At 64.6% G+C, this 23,358-nt stretch carries 20 protein-coding genes and 2 pseudogenes; 14 read left to right on the top strand and 8 right to left on the bottom strand.

Features of this window, described 5'->3' with window-relative positions; translation table 11 throughout:
* Positions 1-149: 149 nt before the first annotated feature.
* Positions 150-1,265 carry an alpha-hydroxy acid oxidase gene (locus ACM608_RS12850; protein WP_419685200.1) on the bottom strand — a complete coding sequence of 372 codons (1,116 nt, stop codon included), beginning with the start codon at positions 1,263-1,265 and terminating at the stop codon, positions 150-152.
* A gap of 214 nt (positions 1,266-1,479) precedes the next feature.
* Between ACM608_RS12850 and ACM608_RS12845 the strand changes: the two genes are divergently transcribed.
* Positions 1,480-2,526 (top strand): sodium:calcium antiporter, encoded by a 1,047-nt coding sequence (locus ACM608_RS12845; RefSeq protein ID WP_419683646.1) that lies wholly within the window; start codon positions 1,480-1,482, stop codon positions 2,524-2,526.
* A gap of 18 nt (positions 2,527-2,544) precedes the next feature.
* On the opposite strand, the gene ACM608_RS12840 is transcribed toward ACM608_RS12845, so the two are convergent.
* Entirely contained in the window at positions 2,545-3,123 is a 579-nt protein-coding gene (locus tag ACM608_RS12840) for an exopolysaccharide biosynthesis protein (protein ID WP_419683644.1), read from the bottom strand.
* Between the two features lie 143 nt (positions 3,124-3,266).
* Between ACM608_RS12840 and ACM608_RS12835 the strand changes: the two genes are divergently transcribed.
* On the top strand, positions 3,267-4,010 hold the full coding sequence (locus tag ACM608_RS12835) for a cytochrome c oxidase assembly protein (protein WP_419683642.1): 744 nt from the start codon (positions 3,267-3,269) through the stop codon (positions 4,008-4,010).
* Positions 4,007-4,678, top strand: a complete 672-nt coding sequence (locus tag ACM608_RS12830; RefSeq protein WP_419683640.1) for a cytochrome b — start codon at positions 4,007-4,009, stop codon at positions 4,676-4,678. Before ACM608_RS12835 ends, ACM608_RS12830 begins: the two co-directional genes overlap by 4 nt.
* A gap of 13 nt (positions 4,679-4,691) precedes the next feature.
* Here ACM608_RS12830 and ACM608_RS12825 read toward each other — a convergent pair.
* Positions 4,692-5,114, bottom strand: a pseudogene (locus ACM608_RS12825) (c-type cytochrome); the annotation flags it as partial.
* On the opposite strand from ACM608_RS12825, the gene ACM608_RS12820 reads away from it, so the two are divergent.
* The 7 genes and pseudogenes from ACM608_RS12820 to ACM608_RS12790 all read left to right on the top strand — a co-directional run bounded on the left by ACM608_RS12820 (position 4,995) and on the right by ACM608_RS12790 (position 11,125).
* The gene (locus ACM608_RS12820; RefSeq protein ID WP_419685270.1) at positions 4,995-5,258 is read left to right on the top strand and encodes a hypothetical protein; all 264 of its coding nucleotides are present in this window, start codon (positions 4,995-4,997) and stop codon (positions 5,256-5,258) included. The pseudogene ACM608_RS12825 and the gene ACM608_RS12820 sit on opposite strands and share 120 nt — an antisense overlap.
* A gap of 47 nt (positions 5,259-5,305) precedes the next feature.
* Complete coding sequence (locus ACM608_RS12815; RefSeq protein WP_419683638.1) at positions 5,306-5,710, top strand: c-type cytochrome; 405 nt, start codon at positions 5,306-5,308, stop codon at positions 5,708-5,710.
* Between the two features lies 1 nt (position 5,711).
* The gene (coxB, locus tag ACM608_RS12810) at positions 5,712-6,641 is read left to right on the top strand and encodes a cytochrome c oxidase subunit II (RefSeq protein WP_419683636.1); all 930 of its coding nucleotides are present in this window, start codon (positions 5,712-5,714) and stop codon (positions 6,639-6,641) included.
* Entirely contained in the window at positions 6,638-9,169 is a 2,532-nt protein-coding gene (locus tag ACM608_RS12805) for a cbb3-type cytochrome c oxidase subunit I (protein ID WP_419683634.1), read from the top strand. Before coxB ends, ACM608_RS12805 begins: the two co-directional genes overlap by 4 nt.
* A 2-nt stretch (positions 9,170-9,171) precedes the next feature.
* Positions 9,172-9,456, top strand: coding sequence for a hypothetical protein (locus ACM608_RS12800; protein WP_419683632.1), 285 nt, complete (start codon positions 9,172-9,174; stop codon positions 9,454-9,456).
* Between the two features lie 266 nt (positions 9,457-9,722).
* Positions 9,723-10,352 (top strand): annotated as a pseudogene (locus tag ACM608_RS12795) (tyrosine-type recombinase/integrase).
* A 179-nt stretch (positions 10,353-10,531) separates the two neighbouring features.
* Positions 10,532-11,125: a DUF305 domain-containing protein gene (locus ACM608_RS12790; protein ID WP_419685198.1), complete on the top strand. Its 594-nt coding sequence runs from the start codon at positions 10,532-10,534 to the stop codon at positions 11,123-11,125.
* 71 nt (positions 11,126-11,196) lie between these two features.
* Here ACM608_RS12790 and ACM608_RS12785 read toward each other — a convergent pair whose 3' ends face one another.
* Positions 11,197-12,015: a transglutaminase-like domain-containing protein gene (locus ACM608_RS12785; protein ID WP_419683630.1), complete on the bottom strand. Its 819-nt coding sequence runs from the start codon at positions 12,013-12,015 to the stop codon at positions 11,197-11,199.
* Positions 12,016-12,957 (bottom strand): transglutaminase family protein, encoded by a 942-nt coding sequence (locus ACM608_RS12780; protein ID WP_419683628.1) that lies wholly within the window; start codon positions 12,955-12,957, stop codon positions 12,016-12,018.
* Positions 12,958-12,968: 11 nt separating this feature from the next.
* Here ACM608_RS12780 and ACM608_RS12775 point away from each other — a divergent pair, with 11 nt between their 5' ends.
* On the top strand, positions 12,969-13,718 hold the full coding sequence (locus ACM608_RS12775) for an N-formylglutamate amidohydrolase (RefSeq protein WP_419683626.1): 750 nt from the start codon (positions 12,969-12,971) through the stop codon (positions 13,716-13,718).
* Here the strand turns inward: ACM608_RS12775 and ACM608_RS12770 are convergent.
* Together ACM608_RS12770 and ACM608_RS12765 are read right to left on the bottom strand one after the other, a co-directional pair.
* Positions 13,712-17,911 (bottom strand): translocation/assembly module TamB domain-containing protein, encoded by a 4,200-nt coding sequence (locus tag ACM608_RS12770; RefSeq protein WP_419683624.1) that lies wholly within the window; start codon positions 17,909-17,911, stop codon positions 13,712-13,714. The genes ACM608_RS12775 and ACM608_RS12770 overlap by 7 nt on opposite strands.
* Positions 17,911-19,914 (bottom strand): autotransporter assembly complex protein TamA, encoded by a 2,004-nt coding sequence (locus ACM608_RS12765; RefSeq protein ID WP_419683622.1) that lies wholly within the window; start codon positions 19,912-19,914, stop codon positions 17,911-17,913. Before ACM608_RS12765 ends, ACM608_RS12770 begins: the two co-directional genes overlap by 1 nt.
* 795 nt (positions 19,915-20,709) lie before the next feature.
* Here ACM608_RS12765 and ACM608_RS12760 point away from each other — a divergent pair.
* Genes ACM608_RS12760 through ACM608_RS12750 form a run of 3 tightly spaced genes read left to right on the top strand, consistent with a single transcriptional unit; the run spans position 20,710 to position 22,005 of the window.
* Positions 20,710-21,216, top strand: a complete 507-nt coding sequence (locus ACM608_RS12760) for a cation:proton antiporter (RefSeq protein WP_419683621.1) — start codon at positions 20,710-20,712, stop codon at positions 21,214-21,216.
* A 38-nt stretch (positions 21,217-21,254) separates the two neighbouring features.
* Positions 21,255-21,830, top strand: coding sequence for a cation:proton antiporter (locus ACM608_RS12755; RefSeq protein WP_419683620.1), 576 nt, complete (start codon positions 21,255-21,257; stop codon positions 21,828-21,830).
* A complete protein-coding gene (locus ACM608_RS12750) occupies positions 21,787-22,005 on the top strand; it encodes a hypothetical protein (protein ID WP_419683618.1) in 219 nt (72 codons plus the stop codon). Before ACM608_RS12755 ends, ACM608_RS12750 begins: the two co-directional genes overlap by 44 nt.
* 72 nt (positions 22,006-22,077) lie before the next feature.
* On the opposite strand, the gene ACM608_RS12745 is transcribed toward ACM608_RS12750, so the two are convergent.
* A complete protein-coding gene (locus tag ACM608_RS12745; RefSeq protein WP_419683616.1) occupies positions 22,078-23,193 on the bottom strand; it encodes a flavodoxin family protein in 1,116 nt (371 codons plus the stop codon).
* Positions 23,194-23,358: the final 165 nt, after the last annotated feature.

Below are 23,358 nucleotides of genomic sequence, written 5' to 3'. Positions count from 1 at the left end.
TCCTCAAGCGTCAGTTTCGAGTGTTCCAGGGTAACCGACCGTGCGAGGGAGCGTTCCGAAAGAGCGGAAAAGACCGGGCGACGTGAATGGCACGTTGCTTAGTAGTTGCGAACGTTGGCCAAAGAGCACGCTTCGCGATCTTGCAGCGGTCACTTCGATGCGGGCCTGAAACCTTGGTGGGCGGAGACAAGCAGTTCCGGCGTCAGGTCGGCTCTGCTGACCGCCCCCAACTGGCCCATCTCGTCAAGCGCCTCCTCTCGAAGCAATTCGAGCGCGCACGCCGCTCCGCCGGCACCGGCGGCGCAGAGGCCGTAAAGCGGAGCGCGGCCGGCGAGCACTGCGTCGGCGCCCAAAGCTAGCGCCTTCAGCAAGTCGGTGCCCCGCCGGATGCCGCCGGACATCATCGGCGCGAAGCGGTCGCCCACGATCTCGCGCGCCTGTGGCAGAAGGTCGAGGGCGGAAATGGCCCAGTCCGCCTGCCGGCCGCCGTGACTTCCCAGGATCACGCCATCCACGCCGCTGTCGAGCGCGCGGCGCACATCCTCCAGGTTGAGCAATCCCTTGAGCAGGAACGGACCGCGCCAGCGCTGACGGATCTTCGCGACATCACGCCACGACAGCGATTGGGGCATCTGCTCGCGGATCCAGAAGGCGCTGTCGAAGAAGCTGCGCCGTTCCTTCGGTACGAAATCGATCACGTTGCGGAATACCGGCATTCCACGGCTCAGCGTCATTGCCGCCCAGCGCGGATGGCGCGCGGCATCGAACAGTGTTGCAGGGCTGGGCATCGATCGCGAGATGCGGGTGCGCGCATCCCATTCCCGGTTGCCAAAGATCTGCGCATTCGTCGTCAGCGCCAGCGCCTCGACACCGCATGTTTCCGCGCGCCGGAGCAGTTCCTGCCAGATCTCGTCCGGCCCGAAGATGTAGAGCTGCCACCAGTGGCGCAGTCCCGGGACGACCGCGACGTCCTCCATGCGTTCGTTGGACATCGTGCTCTGCGTGAAGGGAATGCCGGCCTTCGCCGCGGCTTGCGCCAGCAGGATATCTCCACGGCGGCGAAAGAGACCGTTCAACCCGGTCGGTGCGACGACAGCCGGAATCGGAGCGATTTTCCCGAGGATCGGCGCTTCCAGTGTCCGATCAGCAACATCGACCAGTTGGTGCGGCATGAACCTCCAGTCGGCGAAAGCCGCACGCTCACGTGAGAGCGTCGCCTCATCCCCGGCACCGCCTTCCAAATATTCGAGTACGAAGCGGGGCATGAGCCGATACGCCCGCGCGCGCAGATCGCCAATCGACCGCACGCGCGCAAGATCGGCGCCGGTGTAATAGCGGCGATGCAGCCTCTTGCCCATGCGGGGCTCGTCCGCATGTGCCGGTTCCCGTTCGTTCATGCCTTGCCAGCGAAGTCGGAGCCCTGGGGTTCCCTCCTCGGTGGTGCCCGGAACATCGGCGGGGCCCGATGTATTTCACCACATGCCTTTCGACATCTCACAAATGCCGCTCTGGGCTGTCGCAGCGATTTTCCTGGGTGCCGCAGTCATCGTGTGGGGCGCGGGCAGCCGGCTGTCCTCGCATGTCGATGCAATCTCGAAAAAGCTGCATATCGGCCCGGCCTTCGCCGGGATGCTGCTGCTCGGCGGAATTACCTCCCTACCGGAACTAGCGACCGTCGCGACATCGTCTCTCGCCGGCAACGCGCCGCTTGCCGTCAACAATCTGCTCGGCAGCGCGGCGGTCAATGTCCTGCTGCTGGCGGTAGCGGACGTTGTTTTCGGTCGGGGCGCCCTGACCAGCGTGGTCGCCAAGCCTGCCACGCTTATGCAGGGCGTGCTGGGCATGATGCTGCTGAGCATCGTGTGCATGACCGTCATGAGCGGTGACTATCCCGTGTTCGGTGTTGGGGCGGGCACTATTTTCGTTGCGCTCGGAGCGTTGCTGGCGATCGCCATTTCGTCGAGATTCGAGCGCCGCAGTGTGTGGCAACCCGCCGAGGACGCGGAAGGGCCGGACCGGCAGGACGACAAAGAGGAAGAACCGGATACCCGTTCCCTGCGGCACCTGATCCTTGTCACGGCTGGCCTTGGCCTTCTCATCTTGCTGGCGGGCGTCGCGCTGTCGCAATCAGCTGACGCGATCGCTGCCAAGACGGGCATCTCGTCAGGGATGATCGGATTTGTGCTGGTTGCCTTTGCAACCTCATTACCCGAACTGAGTTCGATCATCGCGGCCGTGCGCGAGAAACGATACGAACTCGCGGTCGGCGACATCTTCGGCACCAATCTTTTCAATCTCATGCTCCTGCTGATGGCGGACGCGCTTGCGTCGGGCGAGCCTGTGCTTGGCAGCGCGGGGACGTTCGAGGCATTGGGCGCGCTCCTCGCCCTGTTGATGACCGGCTGTTTCACGGTAGGACTACTGGAGCGAAAAAATCGCGCTATCTGGCGTATGGGCTATGACGCTGTGGCCGCCGTCCTCCTGTTTTGTGGCGGCATGGTGGTGATGGCGAAGTTCGCTCAATAGCTTCCGGTCAAAGTCCGCCTACCAACCCACTCCCAGTGCGAGCGCTAGGCCAGCCGCGATGAAGGCGACGATCATCAGAGCCCCGTCACGCACAAGCAACGCCAGGCCGAACGCAGCGATGGCTGCCATGGGGGCAGTGCTGGCGAACGGGAGGAGTTCCAGCGGCGGAACCGTTAGCGTGAGGACGATGACAAGGGCCGCCGCGATGCGGACCCATAAGCCTTTGGTGAAGGTTGCGAGCCGGCCGTGGAACCACCTGTCCAGAAACCTCGCAAGCCCGCGCAGCTTGTCCGCTCCCTTGGCGACACGCTCGCCATCCAGCGAGCGGGCGCTCACAAATCGCGGCAGCCAAAGATGCTTTCGGCCAAACAGCATCTGCACGGCGAATAGCAGGATGATCGCGGCGAGCACTGTTGGAACGCCGGGTATGCCGCCGACCGGGGATATTTCCAGAAGGGCCGGGACCAGCAGGAACGGACCGTAGCTCCGCTGCCCGAAAGCCTCGACAAAGCCACCGATATGGACGCGATCATCCTTGCTTGCGAGGTCTTCGAGCTTGTCGAGAATGTCGCCGACGCTGCTGATCTCATCTGCCATGGAGGCATAAACCGATCCGTTCGACGCGACGTTCCTGAAAATCCGCAACTACAGTGCTGTTCGGCCGTGCAACGAGGTCACTGTAAGGAACCGAGCGGCCGTTCTGCCGGTTCCGCAGACGCCGGTTTGAAAGGGGGCACAACTTGTTCAACAGGGAAGCCTGGATACCTTATTGCGGGTCGGCTCCCATCCCGGCCGAGATTTTTGGCCGGTGGAATCTGGACCCAATCCTCCTGCTGGCGCTCGGCCTCGCCGTGCTCCTGGTGATGCGTTATCCCGACATGCGCGCGCTTGAACGCCGAGTGGCGATCGGTGCTATCGGTTTGGCGTTGGTGCTGTTCGTATCGCCATTCTGCGCGCTGACCTCGGCGCTGTTTTCGGCTCGGGCGGTCCATCATTTGTTTCTGACCGCGATATTGCCGCCGATGCTCATTGCTGCTTTTCCTCGACTTGTTCCCCTCGCTGGCGGAGCCCTGTCGTGGACGACTGCTCACGCGCTCGTCTTCTGGGCCTGGCATGTGCCGCAAGCTTATGCTTGGGCGCTGGCCAGCGATTTAGCCTATTGGCTGATGCAGGCTACTCTATGGCTGAGCGCCTTGGCCCTGTGGAGCGCGATCCGCCGGGCGCCGGTGACCAGCGCCGTCGCGGCGCTGCTGGGCACTATGGTTCAGATGGGACTGCTCGGGGCACTGCTTACCTTCGCCCAGTCCGCGCTCTATGCGCCGCATTTCATCGGCCCGATCGCTTGGGGGTTGTCCCCTCTGGAGGATCAGCAACTCGCCGGCCTTATCATGTGGGCACCGGGCGCAGGCATCTATCTGGCCGCGGCAATCGCCTTACTGGCGCGTTCGTTCGCGCGCGAACGAGCGGCGACACTGGCAGGATGATCGAGGGGCTTCGCAGATGGGCACGGGGGCATACGGAGCGTAGCCGCTACTCGCCGGTCGGCATCGCCTTCCACTGGATCATGGCCCTGCTCGTCATTTTCCAGATCGGCTGGGGCTACTATACGAGCTGGCTTCCCGCAGGTGGTGACAAACTGCGCGGCTATGAGGTTCACAGCATGGTCGGGCTGCCGATCCTGCTGCTCGCCTTGGCGCGCTTCGGCTGGCGGCTCATGATCCCCGGTCCGGTCAACGACGCCGACAAGCAGGGATGGCAGACGCGGATCGCCTATGCATTACATTATGTGTTCTACATTGCGTTCTTCGGCCTGCCTTTGAGCGGCTGGGCGATGTGGTCGTCGATCGCCGAACCGGGACCGCTTTATCTGGCCGGGTTCGTACCCTGGCCGCAGCTGCCATTCCACGAGCTGCCGCTGACACTACGCTGGCAGATCATGGACGTGGCCGAGGATGTGCATCATGTGCTGGTTCTCGCCCTGCTTCTGACCATTCCACTGCACGTGGCGGCGGCACTGAAGCACCATTTCTGGGACCGTCACGATGTCCTACGGGGTATGCTGCCGGAAATCCCCGATGCGGAGGACCCGCGGGGAGGCGAGCCGCATAAGCCGCGAGAGCCACAGACTCCTGGCGAGACAGCTTTCGGCTGATCTGGAGCATCACGTTCTGCGGATCGCTCCGCCGCTTCCCCGCCCGCCACAGATCAAGCTGTTCAGCAAGATAGGCTGCGGGCTGACCGCCGAGAGGCGGGTTCGCCAGGCCCACTCCTTCGCCCCGCTCCCCATGGCACGAAGCGCAGGACGCCAACCCTCGGGCCGGGTCGCCGCGGTGGTAGAGCGCCGCCGCAAGATTGGCAGGCTTGTTTCGGGAAGATGGCTCGGGCGCGAATGACATCGCCGCGTAATATGCCGAGACGGCGTCCTGCTGGTCCGCAGTAAGCCTGCGGGCGATCGAAGCCATTTCGGCATGCTGTCGGCGTCCGCTCGCATAGGCTTCAAGCTGTGCCGCCATATATCCACGATCGAGGCTGGCCAGCCGCGGCGTCCCCGCGCCGTTTCCGTGTCCATCGATGCCGTGGCAAGTCATGCAGGCATTCGATGCGCCGGCATCGCCCCCGCTCAAGGCGATGAGTTTACCCGTCGCGGTGAACTGGTCGGCCGCATTCCGCTCGACCTGGCCGCATGCCGACAGGGCGAATGTCGCCACGCCCATCAAGGCTATGCGTGCTGAAACCATCGTGTTGTGGGAACCGCCCCCGTTTCGAACTGTTCCAAGGCGTGGCCGCGAAAGCTGCCGGCGGGATAGGGGGATTGTTGCAGATCATTCGCGCTCTCTTGCCGCTGCTGCTGACTCCCGCATGCAAACCGCCGCCTGACGAGGTGCATCACATGCCGCAGGCGAACGTCCAGCGTGGGCTGGAGGCGATCGAACGCGCCGGCTGCGGCGCATGTCATGTGATTCCTGGCCTTCGCTGGCCCCGCGGACAGAGTGGTCCTTCGCTGGAGGGATTTGCCGATCAGGGACTCATTGCCGGCAGATTGCCGAACCGCGCCGACACGCTCGCCGCCTTCATTCGCGACGCCCCAGCCGTGCTGCCTGGCACTACAATGCCGGCGATGCCGCTGAGCGATGCGGAAGCGCGCGATGTCGCCGCCTATCTCTATGCCACGGGCGATCGCTGATATGCCCGACGCGTCAATCATTCCGGTCTTCGATCCTGCCGGCCCCTATGCTGGTTCGATCACGACTTTGAGCTGGGTTCTGCTAGCGATGGCCGCCGGGGTGCTGACCATCGTGCTGGCGGCGCTATGGGTCGCGCTGTTCGGAAGCATGCCGTTCAAGGGCAGGCTCGGCGGGACCAAAGCCATCTGGATTGGCGGAATTGTCTTCCCCGTGATCGTCCTGAGCTTGCTGCTCGTCTATGGGCTGAGCCTGACCCGGAACCTCACCGCACCGCTGCCGGCCGAGGCGATGCGCGTGCGCATCACGGGTGAGATGTGGTGGTGGCGGGTCGCCTATCTCGACGGGCAGGGCCGGGCCACCATGCTAGATGCGAACGAACTGCACATCCCGGCCGGACGTCCGGTGGTGCTGGAACTCGAATCCAGCGACGTGATTCACAGCTTCTGGGTTCCGCGCCTGTCGGGGAAGCTCGACATGGTGCCCGGCCGTCGGAACGTCCTGCCGATCCAGGCCGATAAGCCCGGCGTGTTCGGCGGGCAATGTGCCGAATATTGCGGCGGGCCGCACGCCCTGATGGGCTTCGTCGTCATCGCCCATGATCCCGTCGAGTTCGAGGCGATGATGGCGGCTCGCCGCATCTCGCGCCCGCAGCCTGCCGTGCGAGGCGCCGCGCTGTTCCGATCCACCGGTTGCGCCGCATGTCACCGGATCGCGGGTACGGATGCGAACGGGACAGCCGGGCCGGACCTGACCCATGTCGCGTCCCGGCGATCGCTCGGCGCGGGCATCCTTCCCAACAATCGCGGCACGCTGATGGGATGGATCGGCGACAGCCAGTCGATCAAGCCCGGCAACCGCATGCCACCTTATAAAATGCTTTCCGCCGCAGAACTGGGCACGCTGGCCGATTACCTGCAGGCGCAGAAATGAGGTCGGAGACCGGCTTCGATCCGGCACTCTACGACCGCTTTCCCACGAAGGAGGAGCGTCCGCCGGACGAGCTGAAGGAGTTGGAGCGGATTTGGTGCGCGCCGAAGGGTTGGGCGCTGCTGACGGCGGTCAACAATAATTATGTCGGCTTCTTCTACGTCGCGACCGCCTTCCTCTTCTTTCTGCTCGCCGGCATCCTTGCGCTGGTGATGCGTGTGCAGCTGGCGCTGCCGCTTCAGGGCATATTGCCGCAGGAGACCTACAACCAGTTCTTCACCATGCACGGCACGGTGATGATGTTCCTGTTCGCCGTGCCGATGGTGGAGGCGATCGGGGTTCTGCTGCTGCCGCAGATGCTGGCCGCCCGCGACCTGCCCTTTCCCCGGCTCTCGGCCTACGCCTTCTGGGCCTATTTCGTCGGCGGGCTGTGCTTCTTCGCCTCGCTCCTTGTGGGCCTAGCGCCCGAGGGCGGCTGGTTCATGTATCCACCTTACACCAGCCTTGCCTATTCGCCCGGCATCAACGCCGATTTCTGGCTGCTCGGCATCGGCTTCATCGAGATCAGCGCGATTGCCGGAGCGATCGAGATCATCGTCGGCGTATTGCGCACCCGCGCTCCGGGCATGACGCTCGACAAGATGCCGGTCTATGCCTGGGCGATGCTGGTGTTCGGGGCGATGATCGTCGTCGGTTTCCCCTCGGTCATCCTCGGCACGCTGTTGCTTGAACTGGAGCGCGCGTTCAACTGGCCGTTCTTTGATCCGACGCGGGGCGGCGATCCGCTGCTCTGGCAGCATCTGTTCTGGTTCTTCGGCCACCCGGAGGTGTACATCATCTTCCTGCCCGCCTCGGGCCTCGTCTCGATGATGGTGGCGACGCTGGCCCGCACGCCGCTCGTCGGGCATTACCTGATCGTTCTGGCGTTCCTGGCGACCGGCTTCATCAGCTTCGGCGTCTGGTCACACCACATGTTCACGACCGGAATGCCGAACCTGTCGGTCGGCTTCTTCTCGACGGCGAGCATGGCGGTGAGCGTGCCGGCGGGCATCCAGGTCTTCTCCTGGATCGCGACGTTCGCGGTGGGCAAGCCGCGCTACAACGTGCCGACCCTGTTCGTGCTCGGCGGGCTCATCACCTTCGTTATCGGCGGTCTCACCGGCGTCATGGTGGCGATGGTGCCGTTCGACTGGCAGGCGCATGACAGCTACTTCATCGTCGCCCACCTCCACTATGTGCTGATCGGCGGGATGGTGTTCCCGATGTTCGCCGCGTTCTATTATTGGGCGCCGATGACGAGCAGCCGTGCACTGTCGGAGCGGATCGGCGCATGGGCTTTCTGGCTGATGTTCGTCGGTATGCAGGTCACCTTCTGGCCGATGCACATCGTCGGTTTCATGGGCATGCCGCGCCGGGTCTACACCTATCTTCCCGGCCGGGATTGGGAGGTCATCAACATGATCTCCACCGCCGGCGCATTCATCCTGGCGGCCGGCGTGCTGGTCTTCCTTGTCGATCTCGCCCGCAATTTCCGATTCACTACGGATGACGATGCCGGCAACGTCTATGGCGGAGCCACGCTCGAATGGCTTCCGACCGGGCTCTACTCGACCCGCAGCATACCGGTCGTGAAGAGCCGCGAGCCGCTGTGGGACGATCCCAAGCTTGCCGACGATGTGGAGCAGGGGCGCTACTTCCTCCCGAACTCCGCCACCGGGCTGCGCGAGACGATCATAACCAGCCCGCTGCGGGCGGAGCCGCAATACCTCCAGATCATGCCCGGCCCCTCGGTATGGCCGTTCCTCGCGGCGGTGTTCACCGCGGGCTTCTTCCTCCTGCTGACCGTGCAAGCCTATCTTCCCTCGTTGGTGTGCGGCGTGCTGGCGATCCTGGGCGTGCTGCGCTGGCTCTGGGATACTGATCGGCTGGTCAAGGAAGAGGAAGTCGATGTCGGCGCCGGCATCTGCCTGCCCACCTATGTGACGGGGCCTGCCAGCCACGGCTGGTGGGCGATGGTCATCCTGCTTGTCGTGGTCGGCATGATCTTCGTCATGGCCGTCTTCAGCTTCCTCTATCTCTATGGCGTTCAGCCGCGCTTCTGGGTCGCGCCCGCGGGATGGGGCGGATTGATGTTCGTCCTTCCTTCCTATGCACTCGCGGCAGGCCTGGCCTGGCTCTCGCGGCGCATGCTCACCCGCGAGAAGACAGAACTCTGGACACCCGGCGTCCTCTTCCTGTGCGCTGCCTTGGCCCTGGCACTCGGCACCGGGACCGATCTGTGGACCTGGCTGGACTCGGGACTGCGCCCGGACACGAGCGGCCAGGGAGCAACGGTATACGGGCTGCTGTCGCTCGAAAGTATCCTCGGTGCCATCGGACTGCTGATGGCGGCTTATCTTTCGGCGCGGAACAGCCGGGCCATGATCGTGCGTCCGCGCAACAACAGCCTGGACCTGTGCGTATTGTGGGTAATCTATGCCGCCGCACAGGGCGCGCTGACGGCAGTACTGACCCGCGGTTTCGGGGGATAGCAGTGCGCGGCTGGACCTATCTGCTGAGCGGATTGCTCCTTTGGACGTTCCACTTCTTCACGCTGTACGTCGTTGCCAGCGTGTTTCTGACCACGATGCTCGCCCGTATGCTGGCTCTTGTCGTGACGGTGGTTTGCCTTGGGCTGGGGGCAGTATTACTTGCAAAATTTTCGCGCAGTGATGCCGGGAGTCCATCTGACCAGTGGATGCGCGCGGTAGCGCTTGGAGGGCTGGCGATATCTGGTGTTGCCATAGTTTGGCAGGCGCTGCCGGCTATTCTCGCCTGATCATTTCCGATATCAAGTCTCTGATTTCACTTCCAGACGCTTAACCTTCTCGGAAGCTGTCTCTTCTTCTGCCTTCCGTCGACGACCATTGCCCGGCTCGACCGATGTTGGCCGCTCAGCAGTGTCCCATTCGCGCCAAATTCGACCATTCATTCATGCTTCCTGACCCCGTCCCATCGACCACATCTTCGAACCGCCGGTTTACCGCGCTTGATCTACTTTGATCGGCCGATAAGGCCGCTTGCCTTTCCGGCGCGAGATGATCAATGGGTCATTCGTCGATGGATCCTGCCTTCACGAACTGCGACCCTGGAACGAAGGCCGACTGATTGGCGCCAAGCGGGCGCTGAAGCAGCAGCAGGTCTGGGCCATTCGCTTCTGGCTCGACCAGCATAGGCGATTGTGGGACCGAGCACTGTTCGACTTCGCTATCGATAGCAAACTGCGCGGCTGTAATGTGGTCAAAGTACGGATCGGGGATGTCGTGTCGGGCGGGAGCGTCCGTGACCCAGCGATCATCGTTCAATAAAAGACCAAGCGGCCGGTGAAGTTCGAAATGATGGACACGGCTCGCAAGACGATGCGTATATGGTTGGAACGCCGAGGCGGCACCTTGAACGACTTCGTTTTTCCGAGCCGCAACGACTACATGGCCCACATGAGCACGCGCCAGTATGCCCGTCGTGCACGAGTGGGTGGTCGGCATCGGCCTCCCGGCTCAGGAGTACGGGACGCACTCGCTTCGACGCACAAGGGCGTCGATCATCTACAAGGGGACGGGCAACCTTCGCGCCGTTCAGATCCTCCTCGGCCATGCCAAGATCGACAGCACTGTGCGATACTTGGGCGTTGACGTAGAAGATGCTTTGCAGCTTGCCGAGCGCACTGAGGTCTGAGCGGACGCAGTACCGGCCGCTCGCGATGCGAGTGCGTTCCGACAACCGGACAGTTGTTCATCTTGCGGGTGGCGGTCTTCCGTGATGGATACTCGTAAAGGTCGTCACTCGCCATGCATCGCCGGATGAGCGTCAACGCATCTCGCGCGTTGGAGCACGCCGCAAACAGGGAGGTGGAGATGGACCACGACAGGCAACAAGGCCAGCACGCCGGCATGGGTTATGGCAGATTCTTCGCGATGATCGCGACGTCGCCCGTCGCGATGTTCGGCCTCATGTACCTCAACACCTATGCTCTCGACCACGTCGAATACAGCCAGACGCGAACCTGGATGGCGGCGGTGATGGGCGCGACCATGGCCGTCATCATGCTCGGCTTCATGTGGGGCATGTATCCGAACCGTCAGGCGAACCTCGGCATACTCGCCAGCTCAGCCATCATCTTCGCCGGCGCGTTGTGGCTGGTGCGTAGCCAAGAAACGATCAGTGACGTCAGCTACATGAAGGCCATGATTCCCCATCACTCGATTGCGATCGTGACCAGCGAGCGAGCTCACATTCGAGACCCGCGCGTTCGCCTCATCGCTGACCGCATCATCGACGCGCAGATCCGTGAGATCGCCGAGATGAAGCGTGAGATTGCGCGACTGGAGGCACGACCGACGCCGGCGGACGCGCCCGACCTTCCCTCCTATCGGGATCGCGGCGCGCCGCCACCTCCGGGCGAGACCGACGCGGATGTTGGGGTGAACACACGCGCACCGATCCGATGATCCATCGCCGGACCCTCACTCTGCAATCTCAGCGGTCGGAAGTGAAAGCTCGGGCGGAACCAACGTCCACGTCACAGATCGGGCGCGGCAACCTCGTTGGTATGAACGTGGAATTTCGCAAGCACCGTTGGGCCGAACATCGTCGTCAGGGCCACGTCTGTGGCGTCGCGGCCCCGCGCCATGAGGATGCGACCGATGCGGGGGCGGTTGTGGCGGGCATCGAACGTGTACCATCTCCCGCCGAGAAACACGTCGAACCAGGCCGAAAAGTCCATCGGCGCATCCACCGGAGGAACACCGATATCGCCTAGATATCCGGTGCAATAGCGCGCCGGAATGTTCATGCAGCGGCACAGTGCAACGGCGAGATGGGCGAAATCGCGGCAGACGCCGTTCTGCTCCTGATGCGCCTCCCACGCCGTCTTGGTCGATCGTGCATGGTGGTAGCCAAATTCCACGTGATTGTGCGTGTAATCGACGATTGCCTGCACCCGCGCCCAGCCCGGAGGCACATGACCGAACAACGCCCAGGCATGTTCGGACATCCGGTCCGTCTCACAATAGCGGGAGCCGAGAAGGTAGACGAGCACATCCTCCGGCAGCGCCTCGACCGGCCACTGTTCAGCGTCGGGCGCGTGAAGGTCGTGCGTGCCGGGATCCTCGATCACGTAATCGGTTCTGAGCGTCAGTCCGCCCGCCGGAATGGTGAACCGTGTGCAAACGTTTCCGAAGTGATCGACATAGTCGAAGATCGGAATGTCGGGATCGGCGAGGATGCGTTGCGGTGTGCGCAGATCGTGATGTCGCGAGGGATGAACGCTCAATAAAGCCAGGGTCGGCACCGCCCGATCTGTCTCAAACGTGATCTCGTAGCCGGCGCGGATAAACATTCAGGCTCCATGCGCGGCAGGGATCGCCGACTGTTCGGTCGTTGAAGGAGCGCTCCGAGCGGAAGTTGGTTCCGCCTCCAGATCGACTTCTACGGACACCGTCATCCCCGTGAAGCTTTCCGGCAAGCCGCTGTACGTGCCAGAGATCGGCACCGCCTGATACGGATCGCGGGCGATGGCGACGCGAACAAGTCCGCGATTACCGACGATGCCGTTGGTCGGATCGAACTCCACCCAACCTTCGCCCGGCAGGAAGATGCGGACCCAAGCGTGCGTATTGCCGCCGCCGACGTTCCCATCGCCGATCGCCGGGTTGTAGACGTAACCGGAGACGAAGCGCGCGGCGAAGCCTAGCGCGCGCACCGCCTCGATCATCAGTACGGCGAAATCACGGCAGGTGCCCTGACCCAGCCGGAGCGTCTCCAGCGGCGTCTGCGTCCCCTTCTCTTGACGTGGCACATAGGTGAAATCGCGGCAGATCGCAGCGGTGATCGCGGTCAGCATCGCCAGGGTGTCGGTCGGCCCGTCGCGGCGGACGAAGCCGTCCGCCCAATCGTCGATCATTCGCCATGGATCGTGATTGACCCGCTCGATCGACCTTAGCAGATCGGGCATGTCCTCCGACGAATAGGTGAAGGGATAGAGTTTGGCGTAATCCTCGATCTGCACGGCGTGGCTTTCCAGCGGATGGTGCTCCATCCGGATCGTGCTCTCGATGCTGAGCTGGGTGGCAGGGCGGTCGAACCGCGCGATCGTCACCGAGTTGCCGAACACGTCGTGGATCTGGCGGATCGCGGCGGGAGCAGGATCGATGTCCAGCCGCGCCTCGGTCAACCACTGATCATGCCCTTCCCGCGGGCGTACCATGATCCGGTGCTCGCCGAACGACACCGGCTGCGAATAGCTGTAGAGCGTGACATGATGAATGATCAGGTTCGGCATCGGAGACCCGCGTGAGCGCCTTGCTGGGGGCCGGCGATCCGCCGCCCGTGATGATCGAAAACCCCGCAGGCCGGTCGCCGTTCCTGTTCATCGGCGATCATGCCGGAGATAGCATTCCCGCGGCGCTCGGCACGCTTGGCCTTTCGCCTGCCGATCGCGCGCGTCACATCGCGCTGGATATCGGCGTGCGTGAGCTGGGCGGTCTGCTCGCAGCCCGGATGGACGCTGTGTTCATTCGCCAATGCTATTCCCGGCTGGTCATAGACTGCAATCGCAACCCGCTGAGCTCGGAAGCGGTACCGCACGTAAGCGATGGAACACCAATCCCCGGGAACATGGGGGCTCACCGCAAACAGAGATGCGCCGAGATCCACCAACCTTATCAGCAGGCGATCTCGAGCCTGATACAGCAGCGCAGCGACGCGGGACGCGTGACGGTACTCATATCCCTCCATAGCTTCACCCCGCTGATGGATGGGTTTGCCCGACCTTGGCATGTGGGAATTCTCCACCACCAAGGTGATGTCCGGTATGCGCTGGCGCTACTCGCCAGTTTCCGCGACAAGTCTGGTCTAGTCGTCGGAGAGAACGAGCCGTATCGAATGGACGGCACCGATTACACAGTACCGCTTCACGCCTATGCTTCGATGATACCCTATGCAGAAATTGAGATCCGGCAGGATCTGCTGGCTACTTCATTGGGAATAGAGCGCGTTGCAGATTGGTTGCTGCCGGCGCTATCCGACGCGAGACGTCAATAATCCTTTGAATACCGCAGACCTACATTCGACCCGCCAAACGATCCAGCCTGGCTGAGCAGGCTGAGCGCTTTCGACAGCGCGATCTCCAGCTGGGTGGCGGTGAAGCCGCGGGCGTCGGTGATGACCTCCACATAGATGTCGTTGGAGATGTATTGACCAGCGGCAAGCGCGGTACCCCTGCCCGCCGTCTTGTCTGCGCCAAGCACACGCAGGCGGTCGATCCCCGTCGCCGAGCGGAGCTTGCCGAGCGGGTTGAGGCCGCCGCCCGAGCCACGCAGTGAGTTGAGCGCGGCGGCGAGCTGGATCGCCTGCGTCGGCGAGAGCGAGGTGACGCTTTCGCCGAACAGAAGCCGGGAGAGCACCTCGTCCTGCGGCAAGGTCGGCGTCGAGGTGAAGGTGACCTGCGGGTTCTGCGCGCGGCCGCCGATGCTGATCGTGGCGGTGACCCCTTCGACGGTGGTGTCGGCTGAAAGGTTCAGTTCCGGGTTGGTGAGCGGGCCGCCATCGAAACGTATCTCTCCGTCGTCGTCGAGATCAAAGCGGCGACCGGCGAACGAATAGGTGCCGCGCACCACCGAGAGCGTGCCCACTACCCGCGGATCGGTGGCGGTGCCGGAGACGCGCATGTCGGTCGCCCACTCGGCCTCCAGCCCCATTCCGCCGACGAAGATCTGGTTGTCGGCGCGGATGCGGATGTCGAGCTTCCAATTGCTCGGCGCGGGAGCGTTCGCCTTAGCGGCAGGCTTGTCGGTACGGCGGCGCACGCCCGACAGGTCGGCCACCTCGGCAGCCCCTTGGAGCACGACCTGGTATCGCGCCTCGGGGATGCGGAAATCGCCCTTGATCAGCCCGCCGCCCGGCCCGTTGGTAATCGTCATCGTGCCGCTGACGGTCGCGCCCAATGCGTCGCTCTGCGCGAGCTGAGCGCGATCGAGCCGCGCCTGCAGGTTGATCGGGAACCCCGTGGCCGCATCGAGACCGACGGTCCCGGACGCGGAGAGCGAGCCGGTGCCCGCCTTGCCGGTCAGCGAGACGAGCTGGAGTTGCGACTGTGTAAAGCGCCCTTCCAGCGCGATGTTTGAGATGACGGTGCCGAAGGCGGTGTTTTCGTAACGCAGCGTCTTCGCACGGGCGATGCCGTTCACCGTCGGCCGATCGAGCCGCCCGCCGAAATCGGCGGCAACGGCAACGGGCCCGCTGAGATCCTGACCGGAGATGCCGGTCATCGTCCACAGCACGTCGGCAGGGCCGTTATAGCGCACGCCGCCGGAAAGCGGGCTGGCGAACAGCTGTTCGGACAGGCTGGCCCCGGGGCCGAGAGGAGCGAGGCGCGCGATCATTCGGCCGACCAGTCCGCCTCCACGCCGGATCAGCGCGCGCATGTCGCCCCCCGACCGGTCGAGCGTACCGAGGAAGGCGATGTCCACCGGATCCGACACGACGTAGGCGGCGGTGCGGGTGAAATTCTTCACGTCGATGCGGGCGCGCAGGTTCGGGACGTCCGAACCGGCGGCCTGGCTGTAATCGACATTGCCTGTCGCGCGACCGCCAAGGCCGAGGCCGGGCACGAACGCCTGCGCGATGGCGATGTCGAAGTTGTCCATCCGCGCGCGGAAGCGGGTTTCCTGGCCATAGCGGCCGGAGAGCTCGACCGTGCCCTGCGGCACGACGAGCCGGACCGGAGCCAGAACCCAGTCCGCACCAGCCTTGGTGGCGACTGCCGGCTGCGACAGGCGAAAGGCGGTGTTGCCGACGCTGCCCTTGGCATTGGCAACGATACGATCGGGGGCGAGGCGCGCCTGTGCCGCGACGTCGAAAGGCACCCCGCTCCGTCCGTTCGCGGTCAGCGCCACCGTGCCGCGCCCGCGCCGGTAATCGATCCGCCCTTGAGCGCGGCCCACCAGCGTCTCGCCCTGGCGCAGATCGGCAAGTGCGAAGCGGCCGGTGATCGAGGGAGCGGCGGGGTACATCACCGCCCGCGCCTTGATTGTGCCGCGCCCGAGCGTGATCGGCGTCGGGCCGGGGATGCGCGCGGCGTTCGCCGTCACATCGATATCGGCCTGCTGGTTTGCGCCCGCCGCCGAAAGGCGCACACCACCGTTCAACCCCGATCCGGCAAGCGTCAGCCGCCCCGCGAACGGTCCCGCCTTGCTCTGCACGACGCTGCCGACGAAATCGACACCGGCGAACGTCGCGCGCCGGATATCGACGGCGAGAGGGCCCGATCCGCTGCGGATCAGGATGTCGCCGGAAAGCGGGCCATAGTCGGTACTGCCCGTCGCGCGGATCGCATAGCCGCCCGCCACGCCACGCAACTCGGCCGCGAGGCCGGTGAGATTGATGCCGAGCTCCGGCCGCGCGGCGCGAAGTTGTACGAGCGGGCGTTCGAGCGTGCCGCTGGCGGTGACGGTGGCGGGGCCATAGAGCTTCGAGGTGGCACCAGCGCGGAAATCGATGCGTCCGGTTTCGAGATCGTAGCTGCCGCCGCCGCCGGTAATGCGGAAATCGGGAGCGGTCATCGCAAGGCCGGTCAGCCGCGCCACCCGCCCGTCGAAGCCGAAGCGGCCGATCGTCACCGCATTGCCGCCCAGCGTGTTGCGCAGCGTCTCGTTGTCGATCCGCTTGGTCACGACCCGGAACGCGCCGCGTACGCCGAATCCCCCGTTCGCGCCAGGCACGAGCTCGGTATCGGTGGTGAGCGCGACGCGGCCGAGTCCATCGACATGATAGTCGTTCACCCGCCCCTTCAGCGCGCCCGTGTAGGTGCCCGTCGCGAGATCGGCGAGGATGATCGCGGTGGCGTCGATCCTCGCCGATTTGAGGTGGAGATTGTCGGAGAGGAGCTTGCCCTTGGACCAAGCGAGATCGCCGTTGACCGAGAGATCGGTGAGCAAGCCACCTGCCGCCGCATTCAGGCCGGTCACGCGCCGCGCGGTCGCGCTGACCGGTATGGCAATGCGGTCGGCGTCGATCGTCGCGCGTCCCTCGGCCCGCAGCCCCTCGACTCCCATCGAGCCGAAGGCGGCACGCTCGGCGCTGATGCGGTAGGCGACGGCGGGCGTGGCGAACGCCCCGTCCAGAACCGCCGAGGCCTTGATGTCCTTGCCCGAGACATTGGGCGCGATCGCGCCGGCCTTCAGAAGCGCGGCATTGATCTGAAAATTGCCGAAGCGGCTCCTGCCGAGGTGGATCGTGCCGCCCGCATCGACGGCGAGCGCATCGGAGCGGGCGGTGAACTTCACGTCGAAGAGCCGCTCGCCGAGCGTCGCATCCAGATCGACGTCGAGCTTCGGCGCAGTTACGCGTTCCACCGGGCCGGCGAGCACCACGCCCGGCATTGTCGGGCCCTGCACGCGGAAGCGGCCGTCGCGGGCGGCGATTGTCAGGTCCGCCACCGAGGCACCGCCGATCGTGCCGCGCAGACGACCATTCCATGCCTTCCAGTCACCCTTGCCGCCCAGCCGGAAAGCCACCGCCTTGCCGAGCCCGGCATAGCTGTCGATCAACCCGCCGGCTGGCGCGATCACGTCGGCATCGAGGCGCAGACGGTTGGCGTCTGGCACTGCGTCCAGCAGGATCGCAACTTTGTCGCCACCGGCGACGCCCGCCGCACGCAGCGCCGCCGCATCAGCCGTTACCTGAGCGCGGCCATCGGCGATCTCAGCCTTGCCCGCTATGCGGACGATATGGCGCTTGCCGGTGACGGGCGGCTCGACGACGAAGCGGTCGATCGTGAGACGGCCGAGCGACACGTCGATATCGGGGAGGATCGGCGCGTCAGGATCGCTCGGCACCTCCTCGAACACCGGAAGGCGGCGCAGCACGATCTCGGGCGAGAGCAGCCCGCGAATGTTGACCTTGCTTGCGGTAAGGTATTCGAAAGGGCGCCAGTCGAGCGTCAGGTGATCGGCCTGCAGGAACACGCCCTGCGTATCCCTCACTTCCAGCCGGCTGATCCGCATCCGGCCGTAGAGCGAGCCGTTGATGCGCCCAATGCCGATCTTCATTCCCGACGCGGTCTCGTACCCGCTCAGCTGGCTGACGAGAAAGGCGCGGCCCGGTCCGGTGTTTATCGCCAGCACCGCGACGAAGACGATCGCGACCAAGCCGGCGACGCTGATCGCCAGCCATTTCGCAATCCGCTTCCAGCGCGGGCTTCCTGTCGGGGCACCCGAATTTTCGACCCCCTCCATCAGAACGCCTGCCCGATCGAGATGTAGAGCGCGATCTTCGACTCGCCCTCCTGCCGGTTGATCGGCGTGGCGACGTCGATCCGCATCGGACCGAAGTTCGTGTAGTAGCGCGCACCGATGCCAGCGCCGTAGCGCATTCGCGACAGCGACGGAGTCGATCCCTCGCCCACGCGGCCCGCATCGAAGAACGGCACGATCCCGTAATTGCCGAAGCGGTAGCGCGCCTCGATCGCGAATTCGGTAAGGCTGCGGCCGCCGATCGGATCGCCGTTGGCGCCCTTCGGACCAAGCTCCTGAAAGCCGAAGCCGCGCACCGATCCGCCGCCACCGGCATAGTAGCGCCGCGACGGCGCGATGCTGTCGCGGCTCGCCCCAAGAATCGATCCGACCCGCGCACGGCCGGCGATCACCAGCGCGTCCGACACCGGATAATAGACGCTGCCTTCGACAAGGACGCGGGCATAGCCGTTATAACCGCCTCCGCCGCTGCGCTTCTGCGCCTCGGGGCTCAGTCGGCCGGTGACGCGGAAGCCGCTTGTGGGATCGAGCAGGCTGTTCGAGCCATCGTAGCCGAGCTGCCCCGGGAGCGCGATGATGAAGTAGGTGCTGCGCGGCCGCTCGCCATCGGCGGGGCGGAAGCGGGTTTCGCGCGATGCGGTGACCTCGCCGCCGATGCTCCACACCCATTTCTTCTGAAAGATCGGGGTGGAGGCGCGCGAGAGGCTGCCGGTGAGGCTCACCGTCTGCGCACCGTACGCCTCGAAATCCTGCCGGGCGATGCTGGTGCCCAGCGCGAAGACGCGATCACGCTGACCGGCGTTCGAGCGGCGGAAGTTGGCGGCAAGGCTCTGCTGCTGGGTACCCGCCACCGCATCGAAGGAGAGCGCGCCTTCCGGCGGGAACATGTTGCGATGGGTCCACGATCCCGTGAGCTTGATCCCCTCTCCCGTACCGTAGCCCGCCGTACCCGACAGCGTGCGCGGAGGCCCCTCGGTCTGGCGAACGAGCAGATCGACGGTCTCGGTGCCGTCCGCGTTCACCCGGCCGGTGCGCACCGGCTCGATCGCAACGGTCGAGAGCAGGCTGGTGGCAATCAGCGCCTGGCGAAGATCATCGACCTGTCGGCTGTCGTAGACTTCGCCGGCGTCGAAGCGCTGGATCACGCCGATATGACCGGCATCGAACACTGGGTCACCCGCCGTGCGGATGCCGCCGAACCGCGCCTTCGGCCCCGCCGCCACCGGCAGCGTATAGTCGCCGGTATGGTCGCGCTCATCGAGCAGGATGTCCCGCTCTCCGACATCGACGAAGGGATACCCCTGCTCGGGCAGGCGCAGCGCAACGTTCGCCTCGGCCGTCTCGACCTCGGCGGCGATGATCGGCTTGCCGGCTGTGAGACCGAGCGCCTCCAGAGCAAGACGGCGGGCCTCATCGGGCGCTTGGGTCACGACAACATCGCCAAACGCGTAGCGTGGGCCGGGTGTGGCGGTTAGTGAGACGGTGAGGCGGTTGCGGGCGTTCGGCAGCGTGTCGATCGCGACTGTCGCGAGGCCATCGTAATAGCCCTGCGAGCGCAGCAGCCGCTCCGCGAGCTTTACGTCCTCTTCCGCCCGCGCGCCGATCTGGCTGGCGTTGGCCGCCTCGCGCCCTTTGCTGAGCAGCGCCGAGAGGCCCCTGAACTCGTCTTCGAGTCCGACCTCTTTCAGCCCGTCCAGCCTGACATCGTAGGGCACCTCCTTCGCCTTCTCGTCGGTAGCGACGATGTCAGCGGGAGGGGTGGTGTCGAATGTGGCGATCGGCGGAAGCAGCTCGTTGAGAACCGGATCGGCAGGTGGCGGCGCGATCGGCTCGTCTTCCCCTGGCGATCGCGTCGCCTCTAAAGATGGCAGAGATGCATCAAACTCCCCGCTTTGAAGAAGGTCGCCGTCGCTCTGCTGGGCACTAGCGGCAGGCGCCGCAAGCACCCACGTGCTCAGCAGCGCAAAGGAAACGAACTTGAACACAATCCCCGATCTCTAAAGAGCGTCACCACCGGCCGAGAGTCATTGAACATGCATCTGCAAGGTTGGTTGCAGCTCTTTCCATGCGAAGCGGCATGTGTGGCCAGACGCGCATGTAGATCCTCCTGTGGGATCAGTCGCCAAATGCGTGCTTATCAGTCTTCGCGGAGGCGGCGATTGGCGCCGTTCCGAAGGCTGCCCTCGCACCGGGGCGATCACGCTCCCGCCCAGCAGTCGCCGGTGGGAGACTAGCTCGTTTCATCCACCGACCATCTCATGTCCGCCATCCGATAGTCTGACGCTACCGTCGCGCGCGGGCCCAGGGGCCGGAGCAAGACGCGTACCCCCGATCGCCAGGGACCTCTCCAGTAACGGCCAGACTTCACCAAATACCTTGTCGCGCGCGATGTAGCTGGGCTTGTCAGGACGGCGCTATCAGCAGCGGATGCGGGGTGGCGCGGCGGCCGGGCCTGTTCGGCGTTCCAGAGCTGTTCGCCCGCGCAGGTAGCGGCGCAGCAGCAGCCGAGCGGGGCGGGTTTGTAAGGCTGCCGGCACTACGACCCACACTCGAACAATCGGGCTAGCCTCTGACCATCTCGGAAGCGGTCGCTTGTTAAGGATTATCACCTTTGAAGTTAGCTCGTGCCGCCAATCCACCCTACATGTGCTGCCTTTCGATACGGGCGGCGGATACAATGGAGCGGCGACCGCAAGGGCTCGGTGCGATCTGCGCCGCGGACTCGCCAGAACAACTGCATCAGTTATGCAGCCGATGCGCTGGCGATCTGTTCTGCATCGATGCCGCCGATCGCACCTGAACCCTACATCCTTGTCCTGACCGGGTTTGGTCTCCTGATCGCGCTGGTGGCGTGGCTGCCGCTGGCGCTGAAGAAGATGCCGCTCTCGCTTCCGATCGTCTGCATCGCGATCGGTGCTGCGCTATTCTCATCGCCCCTCGTGACGCTGCGGCCCCTGCCGCTCGACTTCCCCGACATCGCCGAGCGGTTCACCGAGTTCGTGGTCATCATCGCGCTCATGGGTGCCGGACTGAAGCTCGACCGGCATTTCAGCTGGCGCAAGTGGCGGGTCACCTGGCGGCTGCTGGCGATCACCATGCCGCTCAGCATCGCGGCGATCACGGCTATCGGTGGCGTCTGGCTTGGCCTGCCCTGGACGGTGGCGCTGCTCCTGGGCGCCAGTCTGGCGCCCACCGACCCGGTACTGGCGGCCGACGTCCAGGTCGGCCCACCCAAGTCCGGCGACGAGGACGAGGTGCGGTTCGGCCTCACCTCGGAGGCGGGCTGAACGACGGCCTCGCCTTTCCATTCGTCCATCTCGCCATCGTGCTGACCCTGTCCGCCGCCACCGGCGAGCCCTGGCTGGCGAAGTGGGTCGGCTACAATGTGCTGTGGGAGATCGGCGCCGGAGTGGCGGGCGGTTGGCTGATCGGCAAGGCGTTCGGCTGGCTGACCTTCCACGTCCCCGCGGAGACGAAGCTGGCCGCGACCGGAGACGGCCTGATCGCCATTGCCGCCGCCTTCGTGTCTTACGGGGTCACGGAAATCATCCACTGCTACGGCTTCCTCGCCGTCTTCGTCACCGCGCTGACGCTCAGGCGCTCGCACCGCGACCATGATTTCAACCACCAGATGCACAGCATCACCGAGCAGGTCGAACGCATTGCGATGATGGTCATGCTGCTCCTGTTCGGCGGCGCCCTGGTCAGCGGCCTTCTCCGTCCGCTCGGCTGGGCGGATGTTGTCGCGGCGGCGGCGATCATCCTTGTCGTCCGGCCGCTCGCCGGGCTGGTTGGCCTCACGAGGCTCAAGGCAGACGGGGGAGAAGCTCACCCTTGCCTTCTTTGGCATCCGGGGCGTGGGATCGTTCTACTATCTCGCCTATGCGTTCAACCACGCTGAGTTTCCGGCAGCCGATCGGGTGTGGGGGCTGGTCGGGCTCGTCGCCCTGCTTTCGATCCTGCTGCACGGGCTGACAGTAACGCCCGTCATGCGGCAGTTGGACCTCAGCCAGGGTCGCGATCCCGATGCCGATACGCCTCCGCCCGGCCTTCAGGGACCGGCAGGCGACACCTGACACGATGCAAATGGCCCGGCGCTCTGATCCCGCCATGCAGACGATAGTAAGGGTCGTGACCGAAGCTGCGGCTCACTTCGGTCGAGGATCGTCCAACGTCTGGCCCGATTGGTGCAGCCGACCCGCTCGTTGCGCCCGAAGCGCTTCACCAAGGGTACGCGCGGCGTTCCGTACCTCTTCCTGGATGTCCCGATCTCGGTCCAGCTCGTCATGGCTTGTCGCATAGGGCTTCCAGTAGCCGATGTAGCGGTCGAGCTCGGCCGCAGGGCCCGCACTTTCCATGTGCATGAAGCGCATCCAGTCCGCGAGGCCGCGTCGGACGTTCTCCGCACCTTCGACATCGCCGTGGACGATGACGGAGAACAGTCGTCCCTTGAGGTGGCGCGGATAGCTCCAGCCCTTCAGTTCCTCCCGCTTGGCCTGCTCGGCTTCCTTGCCATGCGTAAGGGAGGGATCGGGATTGCCCCCGTCCGCGCAGACCAGCCGGTCCATCATCAGCTTAATCGGCGAGGAGGGGCTGTACCAGTTGACCGGCGTCACGATCATCACGCCATGCGCCTCCACCCATTTCGGGTAGATGTCGTTCATCATGTCTTGGGTCTGGCCCAGCGAGTAGTTCGGGTAACACGAGCAGGGCCAGTGGCACAGCGCCGCAGCGGTCGAGAAGCAAGCCTTGCACGGGTGGATGTGCCGCCCGTATTCGGAGGCAAGGTGCGAGAGATCGAGGAACTCGACGCGAAAGCCATCCTGCTCCAGCGTTTCCCGCGCCATCTGGCAGAGTCGCCAGGACTTCGACAGCTCGCTCGGGCAGGTATGTTCCGACCTTGACGATCCGTTGATGAGGAGGACCCGAAGCGGTCCGCCGGGATCCTCATGGTGAGCCTGCGCCGCTTCGATCGCCTCCTTCGCCGCAATCCAGTCAACCGCAAGTTCGTAGTCGGGGTCAGCGTAACCCGGCCCTGCCTTTCGCGTCTCGGGGCTTTTGCGCTCGTGTAGGTATGCGTCCCATGCGGCATCGGCGATGCGGTCCAGCTCCGTCTTCAATGGCTGGAAGGCGCCATCCTTGAACTGGCTAAGAAAACGTCGCTTAAACTCATGCTCGTCGAGCCGCGGGCTGGCCGATCCTTTCCGCGGTGCCGGTGCCGAGACCGTCCCAAGCAGCGCCTCGCCGATAGATTTGATGCGCATGGTCTCTCCGGCCGCAGTTCGATTGTCGATGGAAGAACACATGTCCGGTCTGTCGGGTCCGTTCACACCCGCACGGAGTAGGCACCTGCATTTCAGTCGGAAGCATTTCCGCTGCCTGGCGTTCGGCAGCCGGCGTCCACGAGGCTGATCGAGCGAGAACTGTGC

Origin of the sequence: Sphingomonas sp. ID0503, from assembly GCF_048565625.1 — a bacterium.
Lineage (GTDB): Bacteria > Pseudomonadota > Alphaproteobacteria > Sphingomonadales > Sphingomonadaceae > JBLZUR01.
The sequence above is the reverse complement of the archived record's forward strand: the minus strand, read 5'-3'. Positions and strand labels throughout refer to the sequence as shown.